Source organism: Flavobacterium sp. UW10123 (assembly GCF_040538975.1).
GTDB lineage: Bacteria > Bacteroidota > Bacteroidia > Flavobacteriales > Flavobacteriaceae > Flavobacterium.
The window spans coordinates 239,414-261,795 of record NZ_JBEWQE010000007.1 but is presented as its reverse complement, the minus strand read 5'-3'; the positions used below and the strand labels follow the sequence as shown (position 1 = coordinate 261,795).

General features: G+C 34.5%; 16 protein-coding genes. 11 read left to right on the top strand and 5 right to left on the bottom strand.

The genetic code is table 11. The annotated features are described in order from the left end of the window. From ABXT06_RS10305 to ABXT06_RS10285, 5 genes are all read left to right on the top strand, one after another. Window positions 1-2,570, top strand: a 2,570-nt coding sequence (locus tag ABXT06_RS10305; protein WP_354590690.1) for a collagen-like domain-containing protein, incomplete at its 5' end; no start/stop codon positions are given. 97 nt (window positions 2,571-2,667) lie between these two features. After that, complete coding sequence (locus ABXT06_RS10300) at window positions 2,668-4,074, top strand: tail fiber domain-containing protein (protein ID WP_354590689.1); 1,407 nt, start codon at window positions 2,668-2,670, stop codon at window positions 4,072-4,074. Window positions 4,075-4,406: 332 nt separating this feature from the next. Continuing rightward, entirely contained in the window at window positions 4,407-5,741 is a 1,335-nt protein-coding gene (locus tag ABXT06_RS10295) for a T9SS type B sorting domain-containing protein (RefSeq protein WP_354590688.1), read from the top strand. A 19-nt stretch (window positions 5,742-5,760) separates the two neighbouring features. After that, window positions 5,761-6,678, top strand: coding sequence for a PorP/SprF family type IX secretion system membrane protein (locus ABXT06_RS10290; protein ID WP_354590687.1), 918 nt, complete (start codon window positions 5,761-5,763; stop codon window positions 6,676-6,678). Between the two features lie 22 nt (window positions 6,679-6,700). Beyond that, the gene (locus ABXT06_RS10285; protein ID WP_354590686.1) at window positions 6,701-8,680 is read left to right on the top strand and encodes an OmpA family protein; all 1,980 of its coding nucleotides are present in this window, start codon (window positions 6,701-6,703) and stop codon (window positions 8,678-8,680) included. Between the two features lie 128 nt (window positions 8,681-8,808). Here ABXT06_RS10285 and ABXT06_RS10280 read toward each other — a convergent pair whose 3' ends face one another. The 4 genes from ABXT06_RS10280 to ABXT06_RS10265 form a co-directional block, all read right to left on the bottom strand. Then, window positions 8,809-9,816 (bottom strand): helix-turn-helix domain-containing protein, encoded by a 1,008-nt coding sequence (locus ABXT06_RS10280; protein ID WP_354590685.1) that lies wholly within the window; start codon window positions 9,814-9,816, stop codon window positions 8,809-8,811. Window positions 9,817-9,843: 27 nt separating this feature from the next. Further along, window positions 9,844-10,824, bottom strand: a complete 981-nt coding sequence (locus ABXT06_RS10275) for a helix-turn-helix domain-containing protein (protein WP_354590684.1) — start codon at window positions 10,822-10,824, stop codon at window positions 9,844-9,846. A 437-nt stretch (window positions 10,825-11,261) separates the two neighbouring features. After that, window positions 11,262-12,584, bottom strand: a complete 1,323-nt coding sequence (locus ABXT06_RS10270; protein WP_354590683.1) for a sigma-54-dependent transcriptional regulator — start codon at window positions 12,582-12,584, stop codon at window positions 11,262-11,264. A gap of 6 nt (window positions 12,585-12,590) precedes the next feature. Next, on the bottom strand, window positions 12,591-13,682 hold the full coding sequence (locus tag ABXT06_RS10265; RefSeq protein WP_354590682.1) for a sensor histidine kinase: 1,092 nt from the start codon (window positions 13,680-13,682) through the stop codon (window positions 12,591-12,593). A gap of 368 nt (window positions 13,683-14,050) precedes the next feature. On the opposite strand from ABXT06_RS10265, the gene ABXT06_RS10260 reads away from it, so the two are divergent. From ABXT06_RS10260 to ABXT06_RS10245, 4 genes are all read left to right on the top strand, one after another. Next, window positions 14,051-14,584: a YcxB family protein gene (locus ABXT06_RS10260; RefSeq protein WP_354590681.1), complete on the top strand. Its 534-nt coding sequence runs from the start codon at window positions 14,051-14,053 to the stop codon at window positions 14,582-14,584. 154 nt (window positions 14,585-14,738) lie between these two features. Beyond that, window positions 14,739-15,179, top strand: coding sequence for a hypothetical protein (locus ABXT06_RS10255; protein WP_354590680.1), 441 nt, complete (start codon window positions 14,739-14,741; stop codon window positions 15,177-15,179). Window positions 15,180-15,371: 192 nt separating this feature from the next. Continuing rightward, a complete protein-coding gene (locus ABXT06_RS10250) occupies window positions 15,372-16,655 on the top strand; it encodes a DUF4861 family protein (protein WP_354590679.1) in 1,284 nt (427 codons plus the stop codon). A 370-nt stretch (window positions 16,656-17,025) separates the two neighbouring features. After that, complete coding sequence (locus ABXT06_RS10245; protein ID WP_008467640.1) at window positions 17,026-17,202, top strand: BF3379 family histone-like protein; 177 nt, start codon at window positions 17,026-17,028, stop codon at window positions 17,200-17,202. A gap of 124 nt (window positions 17,203-17,326) precedes the next feature. On the opposite strand, the gene ABXT06_RS10240 is transcribed toward ABXT06_RS10245, so the two are convergent. Continuing rightward, window positions 17,327-18,367: a GntR family transcriptional regulator gene (locus tag ABXT06_RS10240; RefSeq protein WP_354590678.1), complete on the bottom strand. Its 1,041-nt coding sequence runs from the start codon at window positions 18,365-18,367 to the stop codon at window positions 17,327-17,329. 386 nt (window positions 18,368-18,753) lie between these two features. On the opposite strand from ABXT06_RS10240, the gene rhaT reads away from it, so the two are divergent. Together rhaT and ABXT06_RS10230 are read left to right on the top strand one after the other, a co-directional pair. Next, window positions 18,754-19,803: an L-rhamnose/proton symporter RhaT gene (rhaT, locus tag ABXT06_RS10235; protein WP_354590677.1), complete on the top strand. Its 1,050-nt coding sequence runs from the start codon at window positions 18,754-18,756 to the stop codon at window positions 19,801-19,803. A gap of 26 nt (window positions 19,804-19,829) precedes the next feature. After that, on the top strand, window positions 19,830-21,974 hold the full coding sequence (locus ABXT06_RS10230) for a bifunctional aldolase/short-chain dehydrogenase (RefSeq protein WP_354590676.1): 2,145 nt from the start codon (window positions 19,830-19,832) through the stop codon (window positions 21,972-21,974). Window positions 21,975-22,382 lie beyond the last annotated feature (408 nt).

The window sequence follows — 22,382 nt, the reverse complement described above, 5'->3', positions numbered from 1 at the left end:
GCAATATCTATGCTTATGTTGGAGAGGACAGGACGGTTGCTGGACGCGATGCGGAATGGGCTTCCAAGTCGCCAAACTGGGTTAAGATCAACGGAATCAACGGGCTTGACGGCAAGAATGGAATTGCGGGAGGCAACGGAGTTCCTGGAGCGCCTGGCACAGCGGGAATCGACGGCACAATTGAAATGTATATTGACTACCAGACGGGAATCGTTTATGTGCGAGACCCTAAAGATCACGATAAATGGATCCGCCTAAGCGGCAATGACGGAATTCCGGGAGTTCCTGGGGCGCCTGGCACAGGGGGTTCAATCACAACCCTAGACGCTATCGTTAAAGATCCGCAGGGCAATATCTATGCCTATGTTGGAGATGACAAAACGGTTGCGGGACGCGATGCCGAATGGGCATCAAGATCCGTGAACTGGGTTAAGATCAATGGGCTGAACGGAGCAGACGGAATTCAGGGTGCTGCTGGAGCGCCTGGAACCCCGGGCTCAATCACAACTCTAGATGCGATTGTAAGAGATCCGCAGGGCAATATCTATGCCTATGTGGGAACGGATAAAACAGTTGCGGGACGCGATGCCGAGTGGGCTGCGAAGTCCGTGAACTGGGTTAAGATCAACGGGCTTAACGGAGCGGACGGGCTTCCTGGAACAAAAGGAGAAATAGGAACCCCAGGCTCAATCACGACGCTGGATGCGATTGTTAAAGATCCGCAGGGCAATATCTATGCTTATGTTGGAGAGGACAGGACGGTTGCTGGACGCGATGCGGAATGGGCTTCCAAGTCGCCAAACTGGGTTAAGATCAATGGAATCAACGGACTTGACGGCAAGAACGGAGTAGCGGGAGGCAACGGTCTTCCGGAAGCTCAGGTGCCCGCTCTTGATCCGAGCATCGAGATCTATGTTGACTATCAGACGGGAAAAGTATACGTTAAGGATCCTAAAAATCCAGGCAAGTGGAAATCGACAAACGGTATCGACGGAATACCTGGAGCAGACGGAACAAAAGGTGCTGATGGGGTAGTCACTACTCTTGATGCTATTATAAAAGATGCTAAAGGCGATATCTATGCTTATATAGGAACAGCAGACAACACTGCTGACCGTACAAGAGAATGGAATAACGGTTCAACGAACTGGGTTAAGATTAGCGGTAATGTAGGAGCAACAGGTGCATCAGCATATGAGATCTGGAAAGAGCAGTCTGGCAACGAAAACAAAACGGTTGAAGAATTCCTAGCTGGGCTTCAGGGGCATTCTGGAGCGACAGGACTTGCTGGAGCAAAAGGAGATACCGGAGCATCGGCATACGAGATCTGGAAAGGTCTTCCTGGAAATGACGGCAAGTCTATCACTGAATTCTTAGAAGGGCTTAAAGGTCATACGGGAGCAACAGGTGCTACAGGTGCTACAGGAGCAACGGGTGCTACAGGTGCTACTGGTAATTCAGGTGCAACGGGAGCTACAGGAGCTACAGGAGCAACAGGTGCTACTGGTAATTCAGGTGCAACAGGTGCAACGGGTGCTACAGGTGCTACTGGTAATTCAGGTGCAACGGGAGCTACAGGAGCAACAGGTGCTACTGGTAATTCAGGAGCTACAGGAGCAACGGGAGCTACAGGAGCAACAGGTGCTACTGGTAATTCAGGAGCTACAGGAGCTACAGGAGCAACAGGTGCTACTGGTAATTCAGGAGCTACAGGAGCAACGGGAGCTACAGGTGCTACAGGAGCAACGGGTGCTACGGGAGCTACAGGAGCTACAGGAGCAACAGGTGCTACTGGTAATTCAGGAGCAACGGGAGCTACAGGTGCTACGGGAGCAACAGGAGCAACGGGTGCTACTGGTAATTCAGGTGCAACGGGAGCTACAGGTGCAACGGGTGGTACAGGTGCTACGGGAGCAACAGGAGCAACGGGTGCTACAGGTGCAACGGGAGCAACGGGTGCAACGGGAGCTACAGGTGCAACGGGAGCTACAGGAGCAACGGGTGCTACAGGAGCAACAGGAGCAACGGGTGCTACTGGTAATTCAGGTGCAACAGGAGCAACAGGAGCAACGGGAGCTACAGGTGCTACAGGAGCAACGGGTGCTACAGGTGCTACGGGAGCTACAGGTGCTACAGGTGCTACTGGTAATTCAGGAGCTACAGGAGCTACGGGTGCTACAGGAGCCACAGGTGCTACGGGAGCTACAGGTGCAACGGGAGCTACGGGCGCAACAGGAGCAACGGGAGCTACAGGAATTGGTGGTAAAGTAGATACTGTAGCAGGTTCTAATATTACTATTACTGGTACTGGAACAGCAACAGATGCTTATATCATTAAGGCGACTGTGCCTCAGCAGGTAATTGTGGAGTTTACATATGCAGGGCAACCAAATTTTGCGCTGGGAAGTACGCCATCTACATTGTCTACAGTAAAAATGTACATTAATGGTGTGCGTATAGACAAAGATGCCTATACAGTAAGCGGAAGTACGCTAACGTATATTCCTGCAAACAATGGCTCTTTCATTTTACAAGCCGGAGATAATATAATTATTGATTATTCAAAATAGTAGGTAGGAAAAGGCTGCCACTGCTTTCATTAAAGTAAGCAGCCTTTTTTAATGCTATTAGATTTAAAAAGACATAATTTTTTAAAACAATTTAGAAATGAAAAAAATAATTTGCATGCTGTTATTGCTTCAAGGTGGGTTTATAATAGCGCAGACAGAAACAGTACCAACCATAAATGGTAAAAAAATACAAATTGCCCCAAATGCAGGTACAGCAGACAACGGTTTAACAGCCACAAATGGAAAAATACAATTAGGAGGCAGTTTAACCCAACCAACAACCATAACAACAACTTCTGTAAATACTTTAACTATTGCAAATTTGCAGACGGGTGCGCTAACCGACCAATATTTAACAACAGATGCGAGTGGTGTGGTGCGTAAAATTGCCAATACAAACTGGAATACAACTGGAAATACTGGAACAACGCCTGGAACAAATTTTATTGGAACAAAAGATGATCAAGATTTGGTTTTTAAGAGAAATAATACTGAGAGTGGAAAAATTGCTGTTAATAATACTTCTTTTGGAATAAATGCTTTGGCGAGTAATACTGGAAATTATAGCGTAGCTTTTGGATCTAGGGCTCTTTTTAGGAATACAATAGGTGCAGGATTAGTTGCAATTGGTTCCGATGCGCTTTTATATAATACAACAGGAAGTAATAGTATAGCTATAGGATATAATTGTTTGCAAAGTAATACTACGGGGTCGAATAATGTATCGATTGGAATGCAAAGTATGCTTTTAAATACTACGGGTAATAGTAATGTTTCAATAGGTGTATCTACAATGTCGCAAAATTCTTCTGGAAGTTATAATGTTGCTATTGGGGATGCTGCTATGGGTAAAAATATTAGTGGGAAATTTAACACTGCTTTAGGAAGTAGTAGTTTAGATCTTTTGAATTCTGGTGACAGCAATATTGCTTTTGGAAATAATGCTGGTTCTTATTTTGGTGTTAATTCAGGCCTTGGTGATATTAAGTTTCTTGCTGCAGCAAATAACTCTATCTTCATAGGTGCCAACACCAGAGCACTTGCTAATAATTCTGTTAACGAAATTGTAATAGGTAGCAACGTAATTGGAAAAGGTTCAAATACTGTAACTGTAGGAGATGCTAATATGATTAGTATTGGAGGTTATACTGCTTGGTCAAACTATTCAGATCAGCGTTTAAAAAAAGATATTGTAAGCAGTACTTATGGTTTAAATTTCATCAATAAACTACGCCCAGTAACCTACCACATGAAAACAGGAACTACAGACTTGCAGACTGGTTTTATTGCGCAAGAGGTTGAGGCAGCCGCAAATGGTATAGGCTATAAATTTAGCGGGGTAGTAAAACCAACTAATGAAAATGACTACTATAGCCTTCGCTACTCAGAGTTTGTAGTGCCATTGGTAAAAGCAGTACAAGAACAGCAAACTCAAATTGAGAGCCTTCAAAAAGAGCTTAACGATTTAAAAGCTGTTGTGCAACAACTGGTAAACAAAAACTAAAACGCAATTTACCAACAAAAACCGATTGCGCAGGCAGTCGGTTTTTTTTACCCAATCACTGTTTTATCTGCATTAGAAAGTTTTACGGTCTGTAAAACATGCTGAGAGAACAACTGTACGCTTCAAAAATATAAAAATAGCTTAATATGTAAGTTTAAAAACTTCTACGGCTACTCTATACAGCTGCAGAGTAGGAACTTTGTATGGTTAAAAGTAAACAGTTTTTCAGTTAAAAAAAACAATAAAATAATTTGACCCTATTCTAATACAACAATAACTTTTTCGGGGTAGCCAGCTGTAAAGCCTAAATTAATTTTGCACAAGATTAATTCATGAACCACCGAAATAAATACAGACAAGAAATGAACAATAATTACTTGGATAATAGAAAAAGAAACTCAGTTTCTGTTTGGGAAACAGGAAGAACTCGAGTTGGTCTGGCAGGTTTTGCACTTTGCTTATTTGCAGGTCATACAATAAATGCTCAAATGGTAAATACGGGCGATGTAAAAATAGAGCCCAACACTATAGTTGGGGTTTACATGGATTATGAAAACACTCCATCGGGTAATTTTATAAACGATGGTAATCTTTACATTTTTCAAAACTGGAAAAATGACGGTACAGTAACCTATACAGACACCCAAAACGGATCTACCTATTTTATAGGAACAGAAGACCAGTTTTTGGAGGGAGCACAGGTTTCCAACCTAAAAAATGCCATTTTTAGAAATACCTCTTCTTTAGTGCCATTTCATTTATCAGGTAAGATAGCCGTAGGAGGTAATTCAGAATTTGATAAGGGAGTTATCCAAGCAGGAGAATACGGCGGAAAAGTAATTTTTAGAGAAAATGCCGCACACACCAAAACAAGCGACCTGAGTTTTGTTGACGGTCAGGTAGAAAAAGACGGTGTTGCAACTTTTGAATTTCCGGTAGGAGCAGGAAATTATTTCAGGCCTTCTTACCACGCAGCAGGAACAAAAAACGGCGGTATTTATACCACGCAATATTTTAATAAAAACTCAAATACACTCTACTCTCACAATAAAAAAGTAGAAGAAATTCTAAATATTAACAATAATGAATATTGGGAAGTAACGCAGGATCAGGGTGCAGATAAAATTGTCTTAAGCTTAACAATGGACAGCCGCACCACGCCAGCAGAATTCTTTAACCCTGGTAATGATTATGATGTGGTTATTACACGCTGGGATGCCGCTTCCAATAAATGGGTAAACGAAAAAGGAGCAATAAGTGATCCTTTGGCTGGAAAACCTTACGAAAAGCTAATAACCGCACAAGTAAGCGGCTACGGGATTTTTACCATGGCTTTAGTTAAAAAAGCACAGCCAGAACCGGATGATGTTGTAATATACAATGCAATTTCACCAAATGATGACGGTCTAAATGACAGCTTTATGATTAAAGGAATTGATAGATTCCCAGACAATCAAGTTGAGATATTTAATAGATGGGGAGTTAAAGTTTATGATGCTCAGTCTTATAATGAAAGTGACAACATGTTCAGAGGATATTCTGATGGACGTGCTACAATTAAGAGAGGTGATAAACTTCCAACAGGAACGTATTTCTATATTCTGAAATACAATACTGGTAAAAAAGTAGTAGAGAGAACGGGTTATTTGTATATCAATAATCAATAATTAAAAGGAATTAGAACTAATGAAAAAGATTTCATATTTATTAATCTTATTACTGGCAGGGATTTTTGAAATCTCGGCACAACAGCAGTCACAGTATACGCAATATATGTACAATACGATGACTATAAACCCAGCATACACGGGAACCCGCGGGATACCAAGTATATTTGGGATGTACAGAACACAATGGGTAGGGCTGGACGGAGCTCCAAAAACAGCCAATTTTTCTATAGAATCGCCAATTACTGAAAACGGGCAAGGTTTAGGTCTGTCAGTTGTAAGTGATAAAATTGGGCCTTCGCAAGAAACGACTGTAACAGCAAATTATGCCTACCCAATTCAGCTTTCAGCAGATACATTTTTGTCGCTAGGGATCAGTGCATCAGGAAATTTTATGCAGGTCGATTATAATAAACTAAATGTACTAAATCCTGAAGATCCGTTTATGACTGGTGTCATGACAAAAAACTCTCCAAATTTTGGAGCAGGAGTTTATTTTCATTCTTCAAAATGGTATGCAGGTTTATCTGTGCCAATGATTTTGGAAACTAAGTTTTATGATGATGTTAAAGTTTCTGTCGCTTCTCAAAAAATGCACTTTTATGCAATGGGGGGCTATGTATTTGATCTTAATGATAACTTAAAGTTTAAACCGGCAGCTATGGTAAAAATGGTTAGCGGTGCACCTTTGGCAGTAGATTTATCGGCAAACTTCCTGTTTAATGAGAAATTAACTCTAGGAGCCGCCTACAGATGGGATGCCGCTGTAAGTGCAATGGCAGGTTTTCAGGTTACACCAGGTTTAAACATTGGTTATGCTTATGATTACGATACGCAGAAAATCGGAAATTACAATTCAGGATCACATGAGATTTTCCTTCGATTCGATTTGTTCTCTTCAACTAAGTATAGACTGGTTACTCCAAGATTTTTCTAATAACCACAAACAAGGATAAAAAATGATATCTAGAAAGTTAAAAACAATATTCGTTTTACTTTGTATTTGTTTATTACAGATAGGAGGTATACATGCACAGGATAAAAAAACAGAAAAAGCAAACAAAAAATATAATGAATTTGCTTTTGTGGAGGCAGGAAAGTTATACAAAAACCTCGCAGATAATGGAAATACTTCATTGGAAGTTTTAACTAAGTTGGGTAATTGCTATTACTTTAACGGCCAGTATCCTGAAGCAGAAGAAGCTTATGCTAAAGTTTTCAAATCAGGACAGTCTGCAGATCCAGAATTTTATTTCAGATATGCGCAAGCCCTAAACAATGTAAAAAAATATAGCGAAGCCAATACTGTAATTAAAAAATATTATACCATTACAGGTAAGAAAGACTTAAGCGATGACTGGAAAGAACAAAAGCTATTGGCTGATATTCAAAAACAGTCAGGACGTTATAATTTTAAAGCAGTCAATCTTAATACGCCTGTTTCAGATTATGGGACTGCATTTTACGACAAAGACAAAGTAATCTATGCTTCTGCTAAAGATACTGGAGTGATCATTAAAAGAAAACACAGCTGGAATGAAAAATCGTTCATGAAAATGTACGAAGCTAAAATTACGACAGATGGAGGTTTAGAAGATCCTGTGCTTTTAAAAGGTGATGTAAATACAAAATACCATCAGAGTAGTGCGGCAGTAACAAAAGATGGTAAATACATGTATTTTACCAGAAATAATATTAAAGACGGAAAATTAGGTGCGGATAAAAATGGTACGAATTATTTAAAAATTTATGTCGCAGAAAATGTCAAAGGAGAATGGAAAAACGTAAAAGAATTGCCTTATCCTATAAACAGCGACGGGTTTTCATCGGCGCATCCGGCACTTAGTCCAGACGAATCACAACTTTATTTTGCTTCAGATCGCAATAATAGTTTTGGAAATTCAGATCTATATGTGGTAAGTGTCAAAAAAGGTGTTCTGGTAGGTAATGACGTTACTAAATTGAGTGATGAGATTAATACTCCGGGCCGTGAAACGTACCCTTATGTAGACGGTAGAGGTATTTTGTACTTTGCATCAGACGGACATCCAGGTCTTGGAGGACTTGATGTGTTTGCTGCCATGAAAGATAACGACGGAAAATATCATGTTGTAAATTTGGGTGATGGTGTCAACACAGCTTCAGATGATTTTGCTTATGCAATAAATGCAGAAAGCAAAAAAGGCTATTTTTCATCTAACAGAAGCGGAAATGATGATATTTATAGCTTTACAGAAACAAGACCAGTAGCTTTTGATTTTGATATCAGATCTATGATTTTTGGAACGATTACAGAAAATGGCAAACCTGTTTCAAACTTCAAAGTGCAATTGTTTAATCCAAACAATGAAAGCATAGGTACGACAGAAACAGATAATGATGGTAAGTATAAATTATATTTAGATCCTTATCAAAATGATAAAGCTGTTTATACAAAGGCGTCTTATGCAGACAAAACCGTTGATGTAGACCAATTGAAACCTCTTGAGAAAAAAGAAATCAGTTTTGATGTAACAAGAGAAATGGAAGTAGTGGTTGACGGAGAAAAAGTTAAAATTAAAAATGGTGACGATTTAACAGATAAGTTAAAACTAAGTCCTATCTATTTTGACTTAAATGGTTACAATATTAGGCAATCTTCTAAGAAAGAGCTTGATAAAGTTGTTGTTCTCATGAAAGACCGTCCAAACATTACTATCAAAGTAAACTCATATACAGATAGTAGAGGAAGAGATGAGTTTAATATGAAACTTTCTCAAAACAGGGCAAAATCTACAGTAGATTATATAGTAAAAGCAGGTATTGCCAAAGAAAGAATTACCGGAGAAGGATTTGGTGAAACACATTTATTAAATCAATGTTCTAATGGAGTGATATGCTCTGAAAAGGAACATGAATTGAATAGACGTTCAGAGTTTATAATCAGTTTTGATAAATAGAAGTTCTTTTTTCTTTAAGAAGCTGTTGCGCAATAGATGTATATTGCCAGCAGCTTTTTTTACAGAAAATTTTAAATATCGGGCTCTTACTTTAAGAATAATATAGAATACAAACAAAAAAAGTGACTTTAAGTCACTTTTTTTATTGCATTTTTTTTGATAAAGTCATCAGTAGGTTTTCTTTTTAAAACCTCAAAATATTTTGTGCAGAAGTAGCTGAGTTTGGTATAATTCAGTTCATACATTACAGCGGTCAAAGTAGTGTATTCTCCGCTTTTTAAGAGTTTTTGAGCAAGTTTTATTTTTTCATCTATGAAAAAATTTTTAGGAGTATCGTTAAAATGTTTTTTGAATAAGCTTTTGTATTTAGATTCAGACATACCAGCCATTCCAGATAAAAAGGTTAAAGAAGGAAACGGGCCGTATAGATTATTGGCCAGATAATTTTTTGTTTTTTCTAGTGCTTGACCTTCTACATCTGTAAGTTTAAGGTTTTTATTTTTAGGCTCATAGAATTTATTGAAAAAATTGCCTAATATCTTTAATGAAATTCCTTTTAAAAACGAATCAAAAGATAGATCGTAAACCGATTTTGTTTTTATGGATTGAATCAATAAAATACTGTTACTGTCAATATTTCCATAATGGTAAAACGCTTTTTTGTTTGATTTGCTTTTTGCAAAATAATTTTCACTGGTACTAAATTTCAGGATGAAATCATGAAGAAGTTTTTTATCGATTAACAATCTTAAAGCAATGGTTCTTTCATTTACTGCGGGTTTAAAAGCGCTCTCTATTTGATTGTCTAAAATGGCCAAATCCAATTGGTTAAAAGAGCCTATTTCATAATCTACATTGTTAATTTTAATGAGATTAACATGCTCGCTTAAATCAAAGTGAAAAATGAATAACTCATTATCAGATTTTTGACGAATAATTTTCAATGGTTCCTTTGCAACTAAGTCTGCATAAACAACAGAAATACCTTCCATAATTTGAGAGAAATAGAAAAAACCATCTCCTACATGACTCGGTATTACAATTAGTTTGTTGTCTATTATTTTGGTATTTAACTGTTCTGCTACATTTAGTTGCCACTCTGGCGTTAAACTATAATAATGCGTAAGTTTTCTCATAGGCTTAAAGTATTTATTATAGATTTGTTACAATTGCTTATAGAATGCTTTTGGCGATAGCCCAAAATGTTCTTTAAATTTTGATGCGAAATAAGAATTATTTGTAAAATGCAGCTGATCTGAAACTTGAGAAACAGTAAGTTGTTTTTGTTCTAGAAGCTCTTTGGCAAGTTGCAGTTTGTTTTCCATAAAGAAAACATTGGCAGTATCGCCTGTTATTTTTTTAAATAGATTTTTAAATTTAGATTCAGACATATTAGCCATATTAGCCATAAAATGAATACTTGGAAAATGTTCTCCTAAATGCTCAATCAAATACATCTGAATGCTAATTATCTTTGCAAGATCACTTTCATTTACGGTTTGTATGATAATTCTTTTTGTAGCAATTTTTTTGAGATAGTTCGAAATGAGTAGATGAACTGTGCCTCTCAAATTCAAATCAAAAACAGCTCCACCAACTTCTAGTTTTTTTAAATCGCTTAGTACATGGAAACTTTCATTGCTCATCCTGTCAAAACGAACAATGGTGTTTACTTTTGAATCTATGAAAGTATCGATATTCTCAATAATAATATTGTTTCGTTTAAGAAAAGCTTTAATCATGCTTTTTTTGATAAAAATGCAAAGCGCAAAAGTTTTGCTTCCTTTTACAACTTCATATCTTGATTCTAAAGCTCCGTCTATTACAGATAAATTGTATTGCCATCGTCCCACATTGTACATAAAATGCCCGCTTCTAACTGTTGCTTCTCCTTCAGTAAGATTATAATAAAAACCAACAAAATCCTGATTGAGATTTTTTTGTATAAGATGGAAATTTCGATGGTATTCTACATTGAGATAATAAGCGATAATGCCATCACCGCAATCTAAAAAATACCTGGTTCCAGTTTGGAAATCTTCCTCTGTAGTGATAAAATTTCCTTCAATTTTTCCTCCAATTTGGGTTGCGTAATGCTCTACCCATTCTAAATCTGCACTATAACGATGCTCAATTATTTTCATGGAAATGTGGATTTTGTATTATAAAGTTAAGTTATTTTTGCTTAACTGATAATATTTTTATTTGTAAGTTATTGATTTTTAGTTTTGTGTAGGTTTTTTTGTGCTCTAGAATGGGGTAGGGAATAGTAAGTGCCGAACTTTCAACGGCTATAACGCAGGTTTAAGATGTGATATTTCCTTGGAAACGATACAAGGTCTGAGAAAACATATAGCTTCATTTTTTTTAAAAGACTGCTTGGATAAGCTTTTTTAAGAGTAGGAAGAGATTTCATTTATTAAATTTTGATTTATTTTAATACTTTTTTGTCTTTTACAGGCAAATTATGTGCCTTGATTTTTATTATATTGTAAATCAATTTATTATATTGAGGGTTACTTTTTTTGGTCAAAATTAGGTAGGTAATTTATGGTCGGGTGGGGAGAAAACGCTCTTTTTTTTAAAGAATTTTCTGATTTAGCGTCTTGCGGTCAATTTGTAGAATCTGGGAAGCTTTGGTTTTGTTATTGTTTACAGATGATAAAACTTTTAAGATTTGTTCTTTTTCATATTCTTTAAGTGATTTAAAAATATCTTGCGAAGTAGGAATATGATATTTTAGATGATCTGGAACGTGGCTTAATTCAACACAATCATCGCTCATAATAACCATTCTGTGAATAAGATTTTCTAGTTCCCGAATATTTCCTGGCCAATCGTAACGAAATAAAACTTCGGTTACTTTTTCGTTAATTTTTAAGTTTGATTTATTATATTCTTTGCAATATTTTTCAATAAAAGTTTTTATTAATAATGGCAAGTCTTCTTTGCGATTTCTCAATGGTGTCGTTTTTATATTGACAACATTAATTCGATAATACAGATCTTCCCTAAAAGTTCCTTTGGATACCATTTCTTCCAGATTGCTATTGGTGGCACAAATTATTCTAATGTCAATTTTTTCTGGTCTTGTTGATCCAACCCTTACGATTTCTTTTTCCTGTAATACTCTGAGTAGTCTTGTTTGAACTAGTAATGGAGCATTGCCAATTTCGTCCAGAAATATTGTACCGCCATCTGCAGCTTGAAATAATCCAGTTCGGGTTTCTGAGGCTCCAGTAAATGCCCCTTTTACATGGCCAAATAATTCTGACTCCATTAAATTTTCTGGAATTCCACCACAGTTTACCGTTATCATAGGTTTACCGCAGAACTTTCCTGTAAAGTGAATGGCTTTGGCAATAAGCTCTTTTCCTGTACCGCTTTCTCCTTCAATCAGTACATTCACTTTAGTATCTTTTACTCGTTTAATTATTTCTATCATTTCTTTAAATTGGCAGGAATGGCCAATTATTTCTCCATATTCGCTTTCGTTTTGAGAACTTTCAAAATTATAGGACAACATTAAACTTGTGTTTACCAAAGAATCTGTAATTGCTTTGTGTAATTCATCGCTTGTAAATGGTTTTGTTAAGTAATCTAAAGCTCCAGACTTCATTGCTTTTACAACATTATGTATAGAAGGAATACCTGAAATGACTAATTTGGGTAATGATGGATAATGTTCTTCGGCATATTTTAACAACTCCAAACCATTTATGTCTGGCATATTTATGTCGCTTATTAATAAATGGATAGTGGATTGTTTTAAGACTTCGATGGCTTCAGTTACAGAAGAGGCTTTGTAGGTTCGATAATTAAAAGACTTTAATTGCCTCTGCACTAAATCTAACATATCGTTATTGTCATCTACAACCAGTATGTTTTCTTTTTTAAAGTTCATTTTTACCTATTTTAGAGGGATTTTAATTATAAAAATTGTCCCATTTGGAAAATTGTCTTGCAGCATAATTTTACCATCATGATTTTTAATAATGCCATAAACAACACTCAATCCTAAACCGCATCCATAATTTACAGGTTTAGTCGAAAAGAAAGGATCAAATATTTTTTCTTTGATGTTTTCTGGAATGCCAGTTCCTTGATCCTCTATTTTTAAAAATAAATTATATTCATCATTATCAATAATTATTTTGATTGTGCTTTTTTCAGGAGAAGCATAGATGGCATTTATAATTAAATTAAACAAAACTTGAGTAATTTGCACTGAGTCAAATTTTGCAGTAATATTTTCATTTTTAAAAACAAGTTCATTCTTAATTTCTTTCTTTTGAAAGTTTGATTTTAAAAAGGATAATGCAAAGAGTATAACAGGTTTTATTTTCTGTACCTCCAATTTTTGTGGCATTTCACAAGAAAAAAACATCAATCTTTTTACAATTTCTCTTGAATAAATAACAGAGTTAATTACAATTGAAATATCAGAATCAATATCTGGATCAGTATTATGGTCTTTAATAAGTTCCGCAAAACCTAGAATATTACCCAATGGCGTATTTAGTTCATGTGCAATTCCAGCTGTCATTTCGCCCAAAAGAGTAAGACGTTCCATGCGTTCAAGTGTTCTTCGTAGAGCAGCTTTTTTTTCTAACGTCTGATATTTTTCTATATAATTGCCTATTTCTATAGCAATGGTGTCTAGAAGTTTTTGCTCATCTTCGTAAAAATCTTCTTGGAAATATTTCTTTGATGGATAATTTACTTTAATGTAACCACAATTATTATCAGTAATTTTTATTGAGCTAAGTTGAAAAATACTTGGTTCGTTTTGTTCAGAAGTGAATAAATGATAATCAAGTACATGAATTTCAACAATTGCATCTTCATTGTAACGCCAAGCATTTTTTGTACAAACTATAATTTCGTAAAGTGTCTGTATATGAATAGAATTCGATTTAGAAATAATCTTTGAAATTTCATATAGACAAGTAAGTTCTTTGATTTTTTCTTTCAGATTTTCCTCTGTTAATTTCAGATTCATTATAAGAAAATATTTATGGTTTTTTTGTTAAGCGGCTCAAAAGTAAATAAATATCTTTGACATAAATGTAAAAGAAAGTTAAAACTTAACTATTTGAAAATAAAATAAATAGGTGTTTAATTAACGTCGTATTGTGATGTTTTTTTGTCTTTTTAGGGTAGTTTTTAAAGATATATTTCTATAATAAAAAACGAACTTATTTGTAACTGTTTTTTTGCAAGCCTATTGTGAGGAATTTTTATTGAAATAATGATTAGCAGAATAGAAATTTGGTCTTATTCTGATATTTTAAAAACTTCTAAGTCCGAATAACATTTTCTTATTGACATACTTTTGTAAAGAATAGCAGATTTAAATAGAATAAAAATATGACAGCATCTAATTTTTCTTTAGAGTTACAGTTAAATATTTCTGAAATTAGAAAACTTAACAAAATGTACTTTGAACATTTGTTTAAGGAGTGGTTTGTATATGTTTTGTTTATAGTTGCGCTGGTTTTGGCAGCTTTTGAGTTTGTAAGAGAAGCTGATTTTTTCCAATGGCTGATAAGTTGCCTGCTTACCTTTGTTTTTTTAGTAGTTATTCAATTCTTTTTTGCCGATACTATATCCAGAGCAATTTTCTGCTTAGCAAAAAGATTTGTAAAGTACAAACAATTTTATAACAGATATAAACTCACTTTTAGTTATTCTGATATTTGCGTTAAATCTCCTTTGGGAGAATTAAAACATAAATGGACAAAGATTGAAAAAGTTATTTCTACTAAAAATTTCTTGTTCCTTTATGTGCAAGAAAAAAATGCCTATATAATTTCTATTTCAAAGAAAGATCATAATCGTCAAGAAATCGAAGAATTGCTTTCGTTTGTTGAAAATCATGTTATGCACATAATAAAGGTCTGATGTATTTTTACGAATGATCTAAAAATACCTTATAATGATTGTTTTATGACTTATTGGAGCTATTTTATAATTAAAGCAGGTCTAATTTTGCTCTATATTTAGTTATTAACCCTTGAACTATCAAGGTAAATTATAGTCATAAAGAAAAGAAATAATGCAAAAGGAGCGAGTTTTAGTACATGATGATAATGGTATTTTTCTGAAAATGTTTAAGAGAAAATTTAAAGATGAATTTGAGTTTTTAGAAAAATCCTTTGCAGATAGAAATGAAGAGTTGATAAATCAATGCGATCGTATAATTTATGTAGTCTACAACAGAGAAGAATTACTTCGTTTTTTGCAAGAAGATAAAAGAACAAATACTTTGGTTTGTTTATTTAACAAACAGCTTTATAGAAGTTTATCTTTTATAGATGCTATCCATAATTTGATTTTGTTTGATGAATCAAAAACCAGTCGTGAAATTTTTAAAGAAGTAAAGCTCTTTTTAAAAAAGAATTTAGATTTTAGAAATGAAAAAAAAACAGTTTCTCAATCAAATCTTTCGCAAACAAAGTTTAATGAATATTATAAAGCAATGTATTTTTTAATGTAGTTTACTTTATTTTTTATATTTTTTCGTTCATATTATTGACTAATAATATGTTTTAAAATGCAGGATGGTTATTGTTCATTGTCCTGCTTTTTTTTGCTCATTTTGTTTTTAAAAGTATTATTTTGGTTTTTAAGTGTTGTAATAACAATTAAAAGCATTACATTGTTCTTAAAAATATAAAAAACAGAAAGAATGAAAAAAAGAGCCATATTCTATCTTCCCATAGCTTTTATTATTGCATCTTTAAGTGGTTGTAAAGTTTCTCAGACCGCTTCAAAAAATACAATTGTATTAAAAAATAGTACTTCGTTAGTTTTATCTCAAAAAGCAATTTCTATAAAAAAGGAAAATCTTGGTAATAATAAAGGAAATTTTCCCATTTTACTTTTCAAAACAGACACAATTCCCGCGCAGATAAACGATCTTAATGGAGATGGAAAATGGGATGAACTTTTCTTTACAGCTGATTTTTCTTCAAATGAAGAAAAAATTATTCAGTTAAAATGGTCTGATACAGATCCTAAGTTTACTATAAAAACGAGCGTTCGTTTTGGAAAAAGAGAAGGCAAAAATCTTCCTGTTCATCCAGATACACAAGAAGTTTTGTTGGCAGATCAAGTTCATAAAAAATTGGGATATCAAAAATACCAGACAGACGGCCCAACTTGGGAAAACGATAAGGTTGGTTTTAGACATTATTTGGATGGAAGAAACTCTAAAGATGTTTTCGGTAAAAAACTCCCAGGAATAACTCCTGAAAATGTTGGGATAAATAGCAAAGGTGCAGTTGAAGATAATTACCATGTTATGTACGATTGGGGGAGGGATATTTTTCCTGTTGGAAATTCTGTCGGTTTAGGCGGTTACGCATTGTTAATTGATAACAAAATAAATAGACTAGGAATTTTAGGAAATGACACTATAAATAATGTTGAAAAGACGACTTTTAAAATTGTTACAGAAGGACCTGTAAATTCAGTTTTGAGTTATCACTATCAAAACTGGAATGCCTCTGGAAATCTTTATCAAGTACAGGAAACCACTTCTATCTGGCCAAGTATGTATGGTTACAAAAACACTGTTTCTATAAATGGCATAAAAGGAAAAGAAACCTTTCTGGCTGCAATTTCTAATTTGAACAATAAAAATCCGCTTCAGGTTATTGAAGCTGGAGATTGGGTATGTTTAATTCAGCACGATTATCTAACGTATGAGCGCCAGTGGATTTTAGGAACAGCTATTTTAGTTCCCGCAAGCATTTATCAAGGTTACATCGAAGCTCCAAAAACGGGGCAGCTCACAGATTCATATTTAGCAAAATTAAAAGTTGAAAACAATAAAGAAATCAGTTATTATGCAATTGCAGCTTGGGAACTCAGCGCAGATAAAGGCTTTAATGATTCTGCTTTTTTTACCAATTATGTAACAAATTTAGCCAAACAGCTTTCTGTAAAAGTAAAAGTTGAAATAAAGTAATTTTTCCAGTTTTGGTCAATGCTTATGAAAAATGTCTCTCTCAATGAGATTCTCATTGAGTAAAATTTCCCTTTTTTGAGTAATTTCTCCACTTAGTAATTCTCCACTAGAAGTGTTTCTAGAGATATTTTAGAAAAAAATAGTACTTTTTAAAATACTTTATTGAAAGCTCCAAAAAGTGGTTTTGAAATTATGTTTATTGATAAGATTCTGAATGTTAGTGTTTTGTGTTTGTTGAAGTTTTTAAAAAATCAGAAGTCAAATTATTGTAAAGAAAATGAATGAAAAACTGCATTAAATTTAACAGCAAAATTGTTGTAACTATCACACAAACTTTTATTTTTGTGGCTTAATTTAACAATATATAAGCATGAAAGATTTATTAGTAAAAATCAACGCCGAAATTGAAACATTCAAAGCTGAAGCTGAATCTTTGACTGAAAAAGGAATTAAAGCTGCTGGACCAAGAGCACGTAAATCGACTTTGGAAATTGAAAAACTTTTAAAAGAGTTTAGAAAAGTTTCTATCGAAGAATCAAAAAAATAATACAACTAAAACCTCGTTCAAAAGACGAGGTTTTTTTATAGAATAAATTATCAGCAAAAAGGGTAGACTTTTAGACAAAGAGAATAAACCTTTGTCCCTCAGAACCTCTGTGCCTTTGCGCCTTCTAAATAGAATTTCTATCAATAAAATTAAACGGAACTTTTACTTGACCTCTTTCTTTATTTAAAATCATACGAGCAGCTGTTTCTCCCATAACATTAAAATCGGTAGACATTACAGTAATTCCCAATAATTCTTTTAGTGGAGTATCATTATAAGATATAACACCAATTTCTTTTCCTAAAACAAATTCTTCATCGCGAATTTGCTTCATTAAATTTACCAGATCAGATTCTTCAATTGTGATAAATAAATCTCCCTTTTTAAGGATCATATCATCATAAACCTCACTCAAAATTTCAAAATTAATTTCGTGTTCTACGCAGAATTTTCTAAATCCGTGCAAAATTCGTCGCGGATAAGGGTAAACTGCTTTATCTGGATAAACCAGAATTAAACGTTTGTATTTTGTGATTTTAGAGAGACCTTCTTTCAGCGCATTATAAATATCATTTTCAAAATCCTGATAAATCTTAATGACATCATCGCCGGTTCCTAATTTGATATTATCTAAAACAACCAGTTTTTCTTGTGGGATCTTTTTAATGGCACTTACAACATCATCAGTAAAACTTAAATGCCTTAATTCGTCTGTTTTAAAGTGTGTTGTAATGACATAATAATCATAAGCGCCCTCAAATTTATCTAAGATGTTCAAGAATAAAGTTTCATCGCAGTGGTATATTTGCAGATCAACATGCGCATTTGCTCCTAATGTATCAATAAAAGAGCTGTATGTTTTCATTTTATACGAACTCAATTTATTAGTCAGAAATAAAACATTGACTTTAGATTCTAATTTTGTTCGAGTAATATAGTAGCCTTTTCCTCTAATTGACGAAATGATTTTTCTTTCTTTTAAAATATTGTAAGCTTTCTCAACAGTATCACGAGACATGTAAAATTCTTCGCTGAAACTATTTATAGAAGGAATTTTTTGATTGATTTTTAAATTTCCATTGGCAATGTTCTGAAGGATAGAGTCTACAATCTGTTTGTATTTCGGAACTCGAGAATCTTCGTCTATTTTAATAAATTTAATCATGTTCATTTGGAGGAAATCTGTCTTGCATTTCAACAAGACTCTTTTTAATTCTAAATAATTTAAAAAAATCTCTTCTTAAAAAAGGAATCCGTTAAGCAGAATCATTTCATAATGAAAAAGAGAAATCGATAAGGCTTGTAATCTTTTTTTTATGATTTCTGAATTTTGACCCAAATGCAGAATCAATAATTACGAAATCGATTGCTAAAATAGCCATTTTAAATTTATTTACCCAATAATTGCAGATCGTTATTTCTAATAATCTCTAGTTTTAACAAAAAATATGAAATCTGTAAAGGATAGTACAGGACAGTTTTCTTTTTGACATTCTCTTATTTTACAAAACCAAATTACTAACAAACCTAACCTAAACCAAAAACAATAATATGGAATCATTATTAGGAATCATTTTTCACTCTATCGGAGGATTTTCTTCAGGTAGTTTTTATATGCCTTTCAAAAAAGTGAAAGACTGGGCTTGGGAAAGCTATTGGCTTGTGGGAGGATTTTTCTCTTGGCTGATTGTTCCGCCAGTTGCTGCTTACTTAACGATTCCAAATTTTACTGAAATTATTGCAGCAGCTTCTCCGTCAATAAAAACGTTCACTTTTACAATGGGGTTAATTTGGGGAATTGGTGGTTTAACTTATGGTTTAGGCGTTCGCTATTTAGGAATGTCCTTAGGAAATTCAATCACTTTAGGTTTCTGCTCTGCATTTGGTGCTTTAGTTCCAGCAATTTATTATGATTTTGTTCCAACAGAAGGGAAAATTTCATTTTCTCACATGCTTACTAATACTGGCGGTCAGATTGTTTTATTGGGAGTTGTGGTTTATCTTATCGGAATAGCCATTTCTGGAAAAGCAGGAATGCTAAAAGAAAAAGATTTTGCAACTGGTCATGAAGATAAAGACAAAGACTTCAATCTAGTAAAAGGTTTAATTGTAGCCGTGATTTCTGGAATCTTAAGTTCATTCTTTAATTACGGAATTGAAGCTGGAAAATCTATGGCAGAACAAGCTGTTGTAAATGGAGCTAATCCGTTATTTCAAAATAATGTGACTTATGTTGTACTGCTTTGGGGAGGATTAACAACCAATTTTATCTGGTGCCTTTACTTGAATTTTAAAAATAAATCAATTAAAAACTATACTGATAAATCTACTCCAATAACCAAAAACGTTCTGTTTTCTGCTCTTGCCGGAACCATGTGGTTTTTACAGTTTTTCTTTTACGGAATGGGAGAAAGCAAACTTGGAAATGGTGCCAGTTCATGGATTCTGCACATGGCAACCATCATTTTAACAGCAAATTTTTGGGGATTTTATTTGAAAGAATGGAAAGGAGTTTCTAAGAAAACAATGAGAACTTTTTTTTGGGGAATTGGGCTTATTATGCTTGCAATCGTTTTGGTAGGAATTGGTAACTCATTATAAATACAAGAAATAATTTTAAACACTATATGTCGAATACAAACACAATTAATAATATGAATTTTAAGCATGTAAGCTACCTTTGGGATGAAGCTAAGGCAGCAGAACTAGCAGGTGATGAAGTAGCGCTTTTTATTTATCGTTCTAACTTGTTAGGAGCTGATTTAAGATTGACCAATTACGGAGGCGGAAACACTTCTGTGAAAATTACAGACAAAGATCCTCTTACTGGAGAATCTTCTGAAGTAATGTGGATTAAAGGTTCTGGCGGTGATATTGGAACGTTGACAAAATCAGGTTGTGCAGCTTTGTATTTGGACAGACTTCGTAATCTTGAAAACGTTTACAGAGGTATTGAGTTTGAAGATGAAATGGTAGAATTATTCAACCACTGTATTTTCGATTTAGCGTCAAAAGCGCCTTCTATCGATACGCCTTTACATGGTTTTCTTCCATTCAAACATATCGATCACTTACATCCAGACGCGGCAATTGCTATTGCGGCCGCAAAAGATGGAAAGAAAATCACAGAAGAATTATTCAACGGAGAAATCGGTTGGGTAGGCTGGCAGCGTCCAGGATTTGATCTTGGTCTTCAGTTGAGAGCTTGTTTAGAAGAAGCAGCAAAAAACGGTAAAAAACTACGCGGAATCATGTTAGGTTCTCATGGTTTGTTTACTTGGGGAGATACTGCGTTTGATAGTTATATCAATACGCTGGAAGTAATCGAGAAATGTGCTTCTTACTTAGAAGATAATTACGGAAAAAAACGTCCAGTTTTTGGAGGAAAGAAAATCGACAGCCTTCCAGAAGCAGATCGTAAATTGAAAGCAGCAAAAGTAGCTCCAATCTTAAGAGGTTTCTGTTCGTCAGAGCGTCAAATGATTGGTCATTATACAGACGATGCAAGAGTTTTAGAATTCATTAATTCTAATGATTTAGTAAAATTAGCTCCATTGGGAACTTCTTGTCCAGATCACTTCTTGAGAACTAAAATCAGTCCATTGGTTTTAGAATTAGATCCAAACGAAGATTTGTCAGATGTTGCGGCAGTTAAAGCAAAATTAACTCCTGCTTTTGAAGCATACCGTGCAATGTACAAAGACTATTACAATGCATGTAAAAAATCAAATTCACCAGCAATGCGTGATCCAAACCCAGTGGTAATCTTATATCCAGGAGTTGGTATGTTCACTTTTGCTAAAGATAAAACAATGGCTCGTTTAGCATCTGAATATTATATTAATGCTGTAAACGTAATGAAAGGTGCTGAAGCAGTTTCAGAATATACTTCATTGCCACACCAAGAAGCTTTTGATATTGAATATTGGTTGTTAGAAGAAGCAAAATTACAGCGTATGCCAAAACCAAAAGCATTATCTGGAAGAGTGGCTTTGATTACTGGTTCTGCGGGTGGAATTGGAAAAGCAATCGCTAAGAAATTTGCTCAAGAAGGTGCTTGTGTTGTAATTAACGATATCAACGAAGAGCGTTTGCAAAGTGCATCTGCAGAGTTTGTTAAAGCATTTGGAAAAGATGCAGTTTCTAGCACTTTATTGAATGTAACTGACGAAGCAAGCACAGAAAAAGCATTAGACGAAGCGTGTTTAGCTTTTGGAGGTGTTGACATTGTGGTAAATAATGCTGGAATCAGTATTTCAAAATCTATTGCAGAACATACTCTTGAAGAGTGGGATAGATTATACGATATCTTGGTTAAAGGACAATTTATTGTTTCTAAAGCAGGAATCGAAGTAATGCGTAAACAAGGTTTTGGAGGAGATATCGTAAATATCGTTTCTAAAAACGCTGTTGTGGCTGGTCCAAATAACCCTGGTTATGGTTCGGCAAAAGCGGCTCAAGCGCACTTAACACGTTTAATGGCTGCAGAACTTGGAGCGGATAAAATTCGTGTAAACACAGTAAATCCTGACGCTGTAATTTCGGACTCAAACATTTGGTCTGGAGGATGGGCAGAAGGTCGTGCAAAAGCATACGGAATTACAGTTGAAGAACTTCCGGCTTACTATGCAAAACGTACGTTATTAAATGAAATCATATTGCCAGATGATATTGCTAACGCTTGTTATGCTTTTGTTGGAGGTTTACTAGGTAAATCTACAGGAAACGCCTTAAACGTAGACGGTGGCGTAGGCATGGGCTTTTATAGATAAAGATTGTTTAGGTTTTTTATATAAGTTTGTTTAAGCAAAAGTGGTTTTTTGTGGTCTAGCGTTCGAATTCTTTCGAACGTTAGATTTTTTTAGCATATAACAATTCGCTTTTACAACGAAAACTTAACAAAAAAGTGAAGTACAACCAGAGTTTAGTTGCTATAAAATTTTTAAGTTGAAAAAATGTTAAACATATGGAAAATATAGAACGCGGATAAAACGGATTCGCTATCGCGAAGACGCGGAAAAAAAAACGGCTTTTTTGTTTCACGCAGATTTTGATAGATTCAAGCAGATCTAACAGATTTTAATTTTTAGATGATTAAAAAAAAGATTTGCGTTATCTGCTAAAATCCTTTTTAAATCTGCGTGAAACCAGAAAATAAAATCGGCATCAATCAGCGTCTT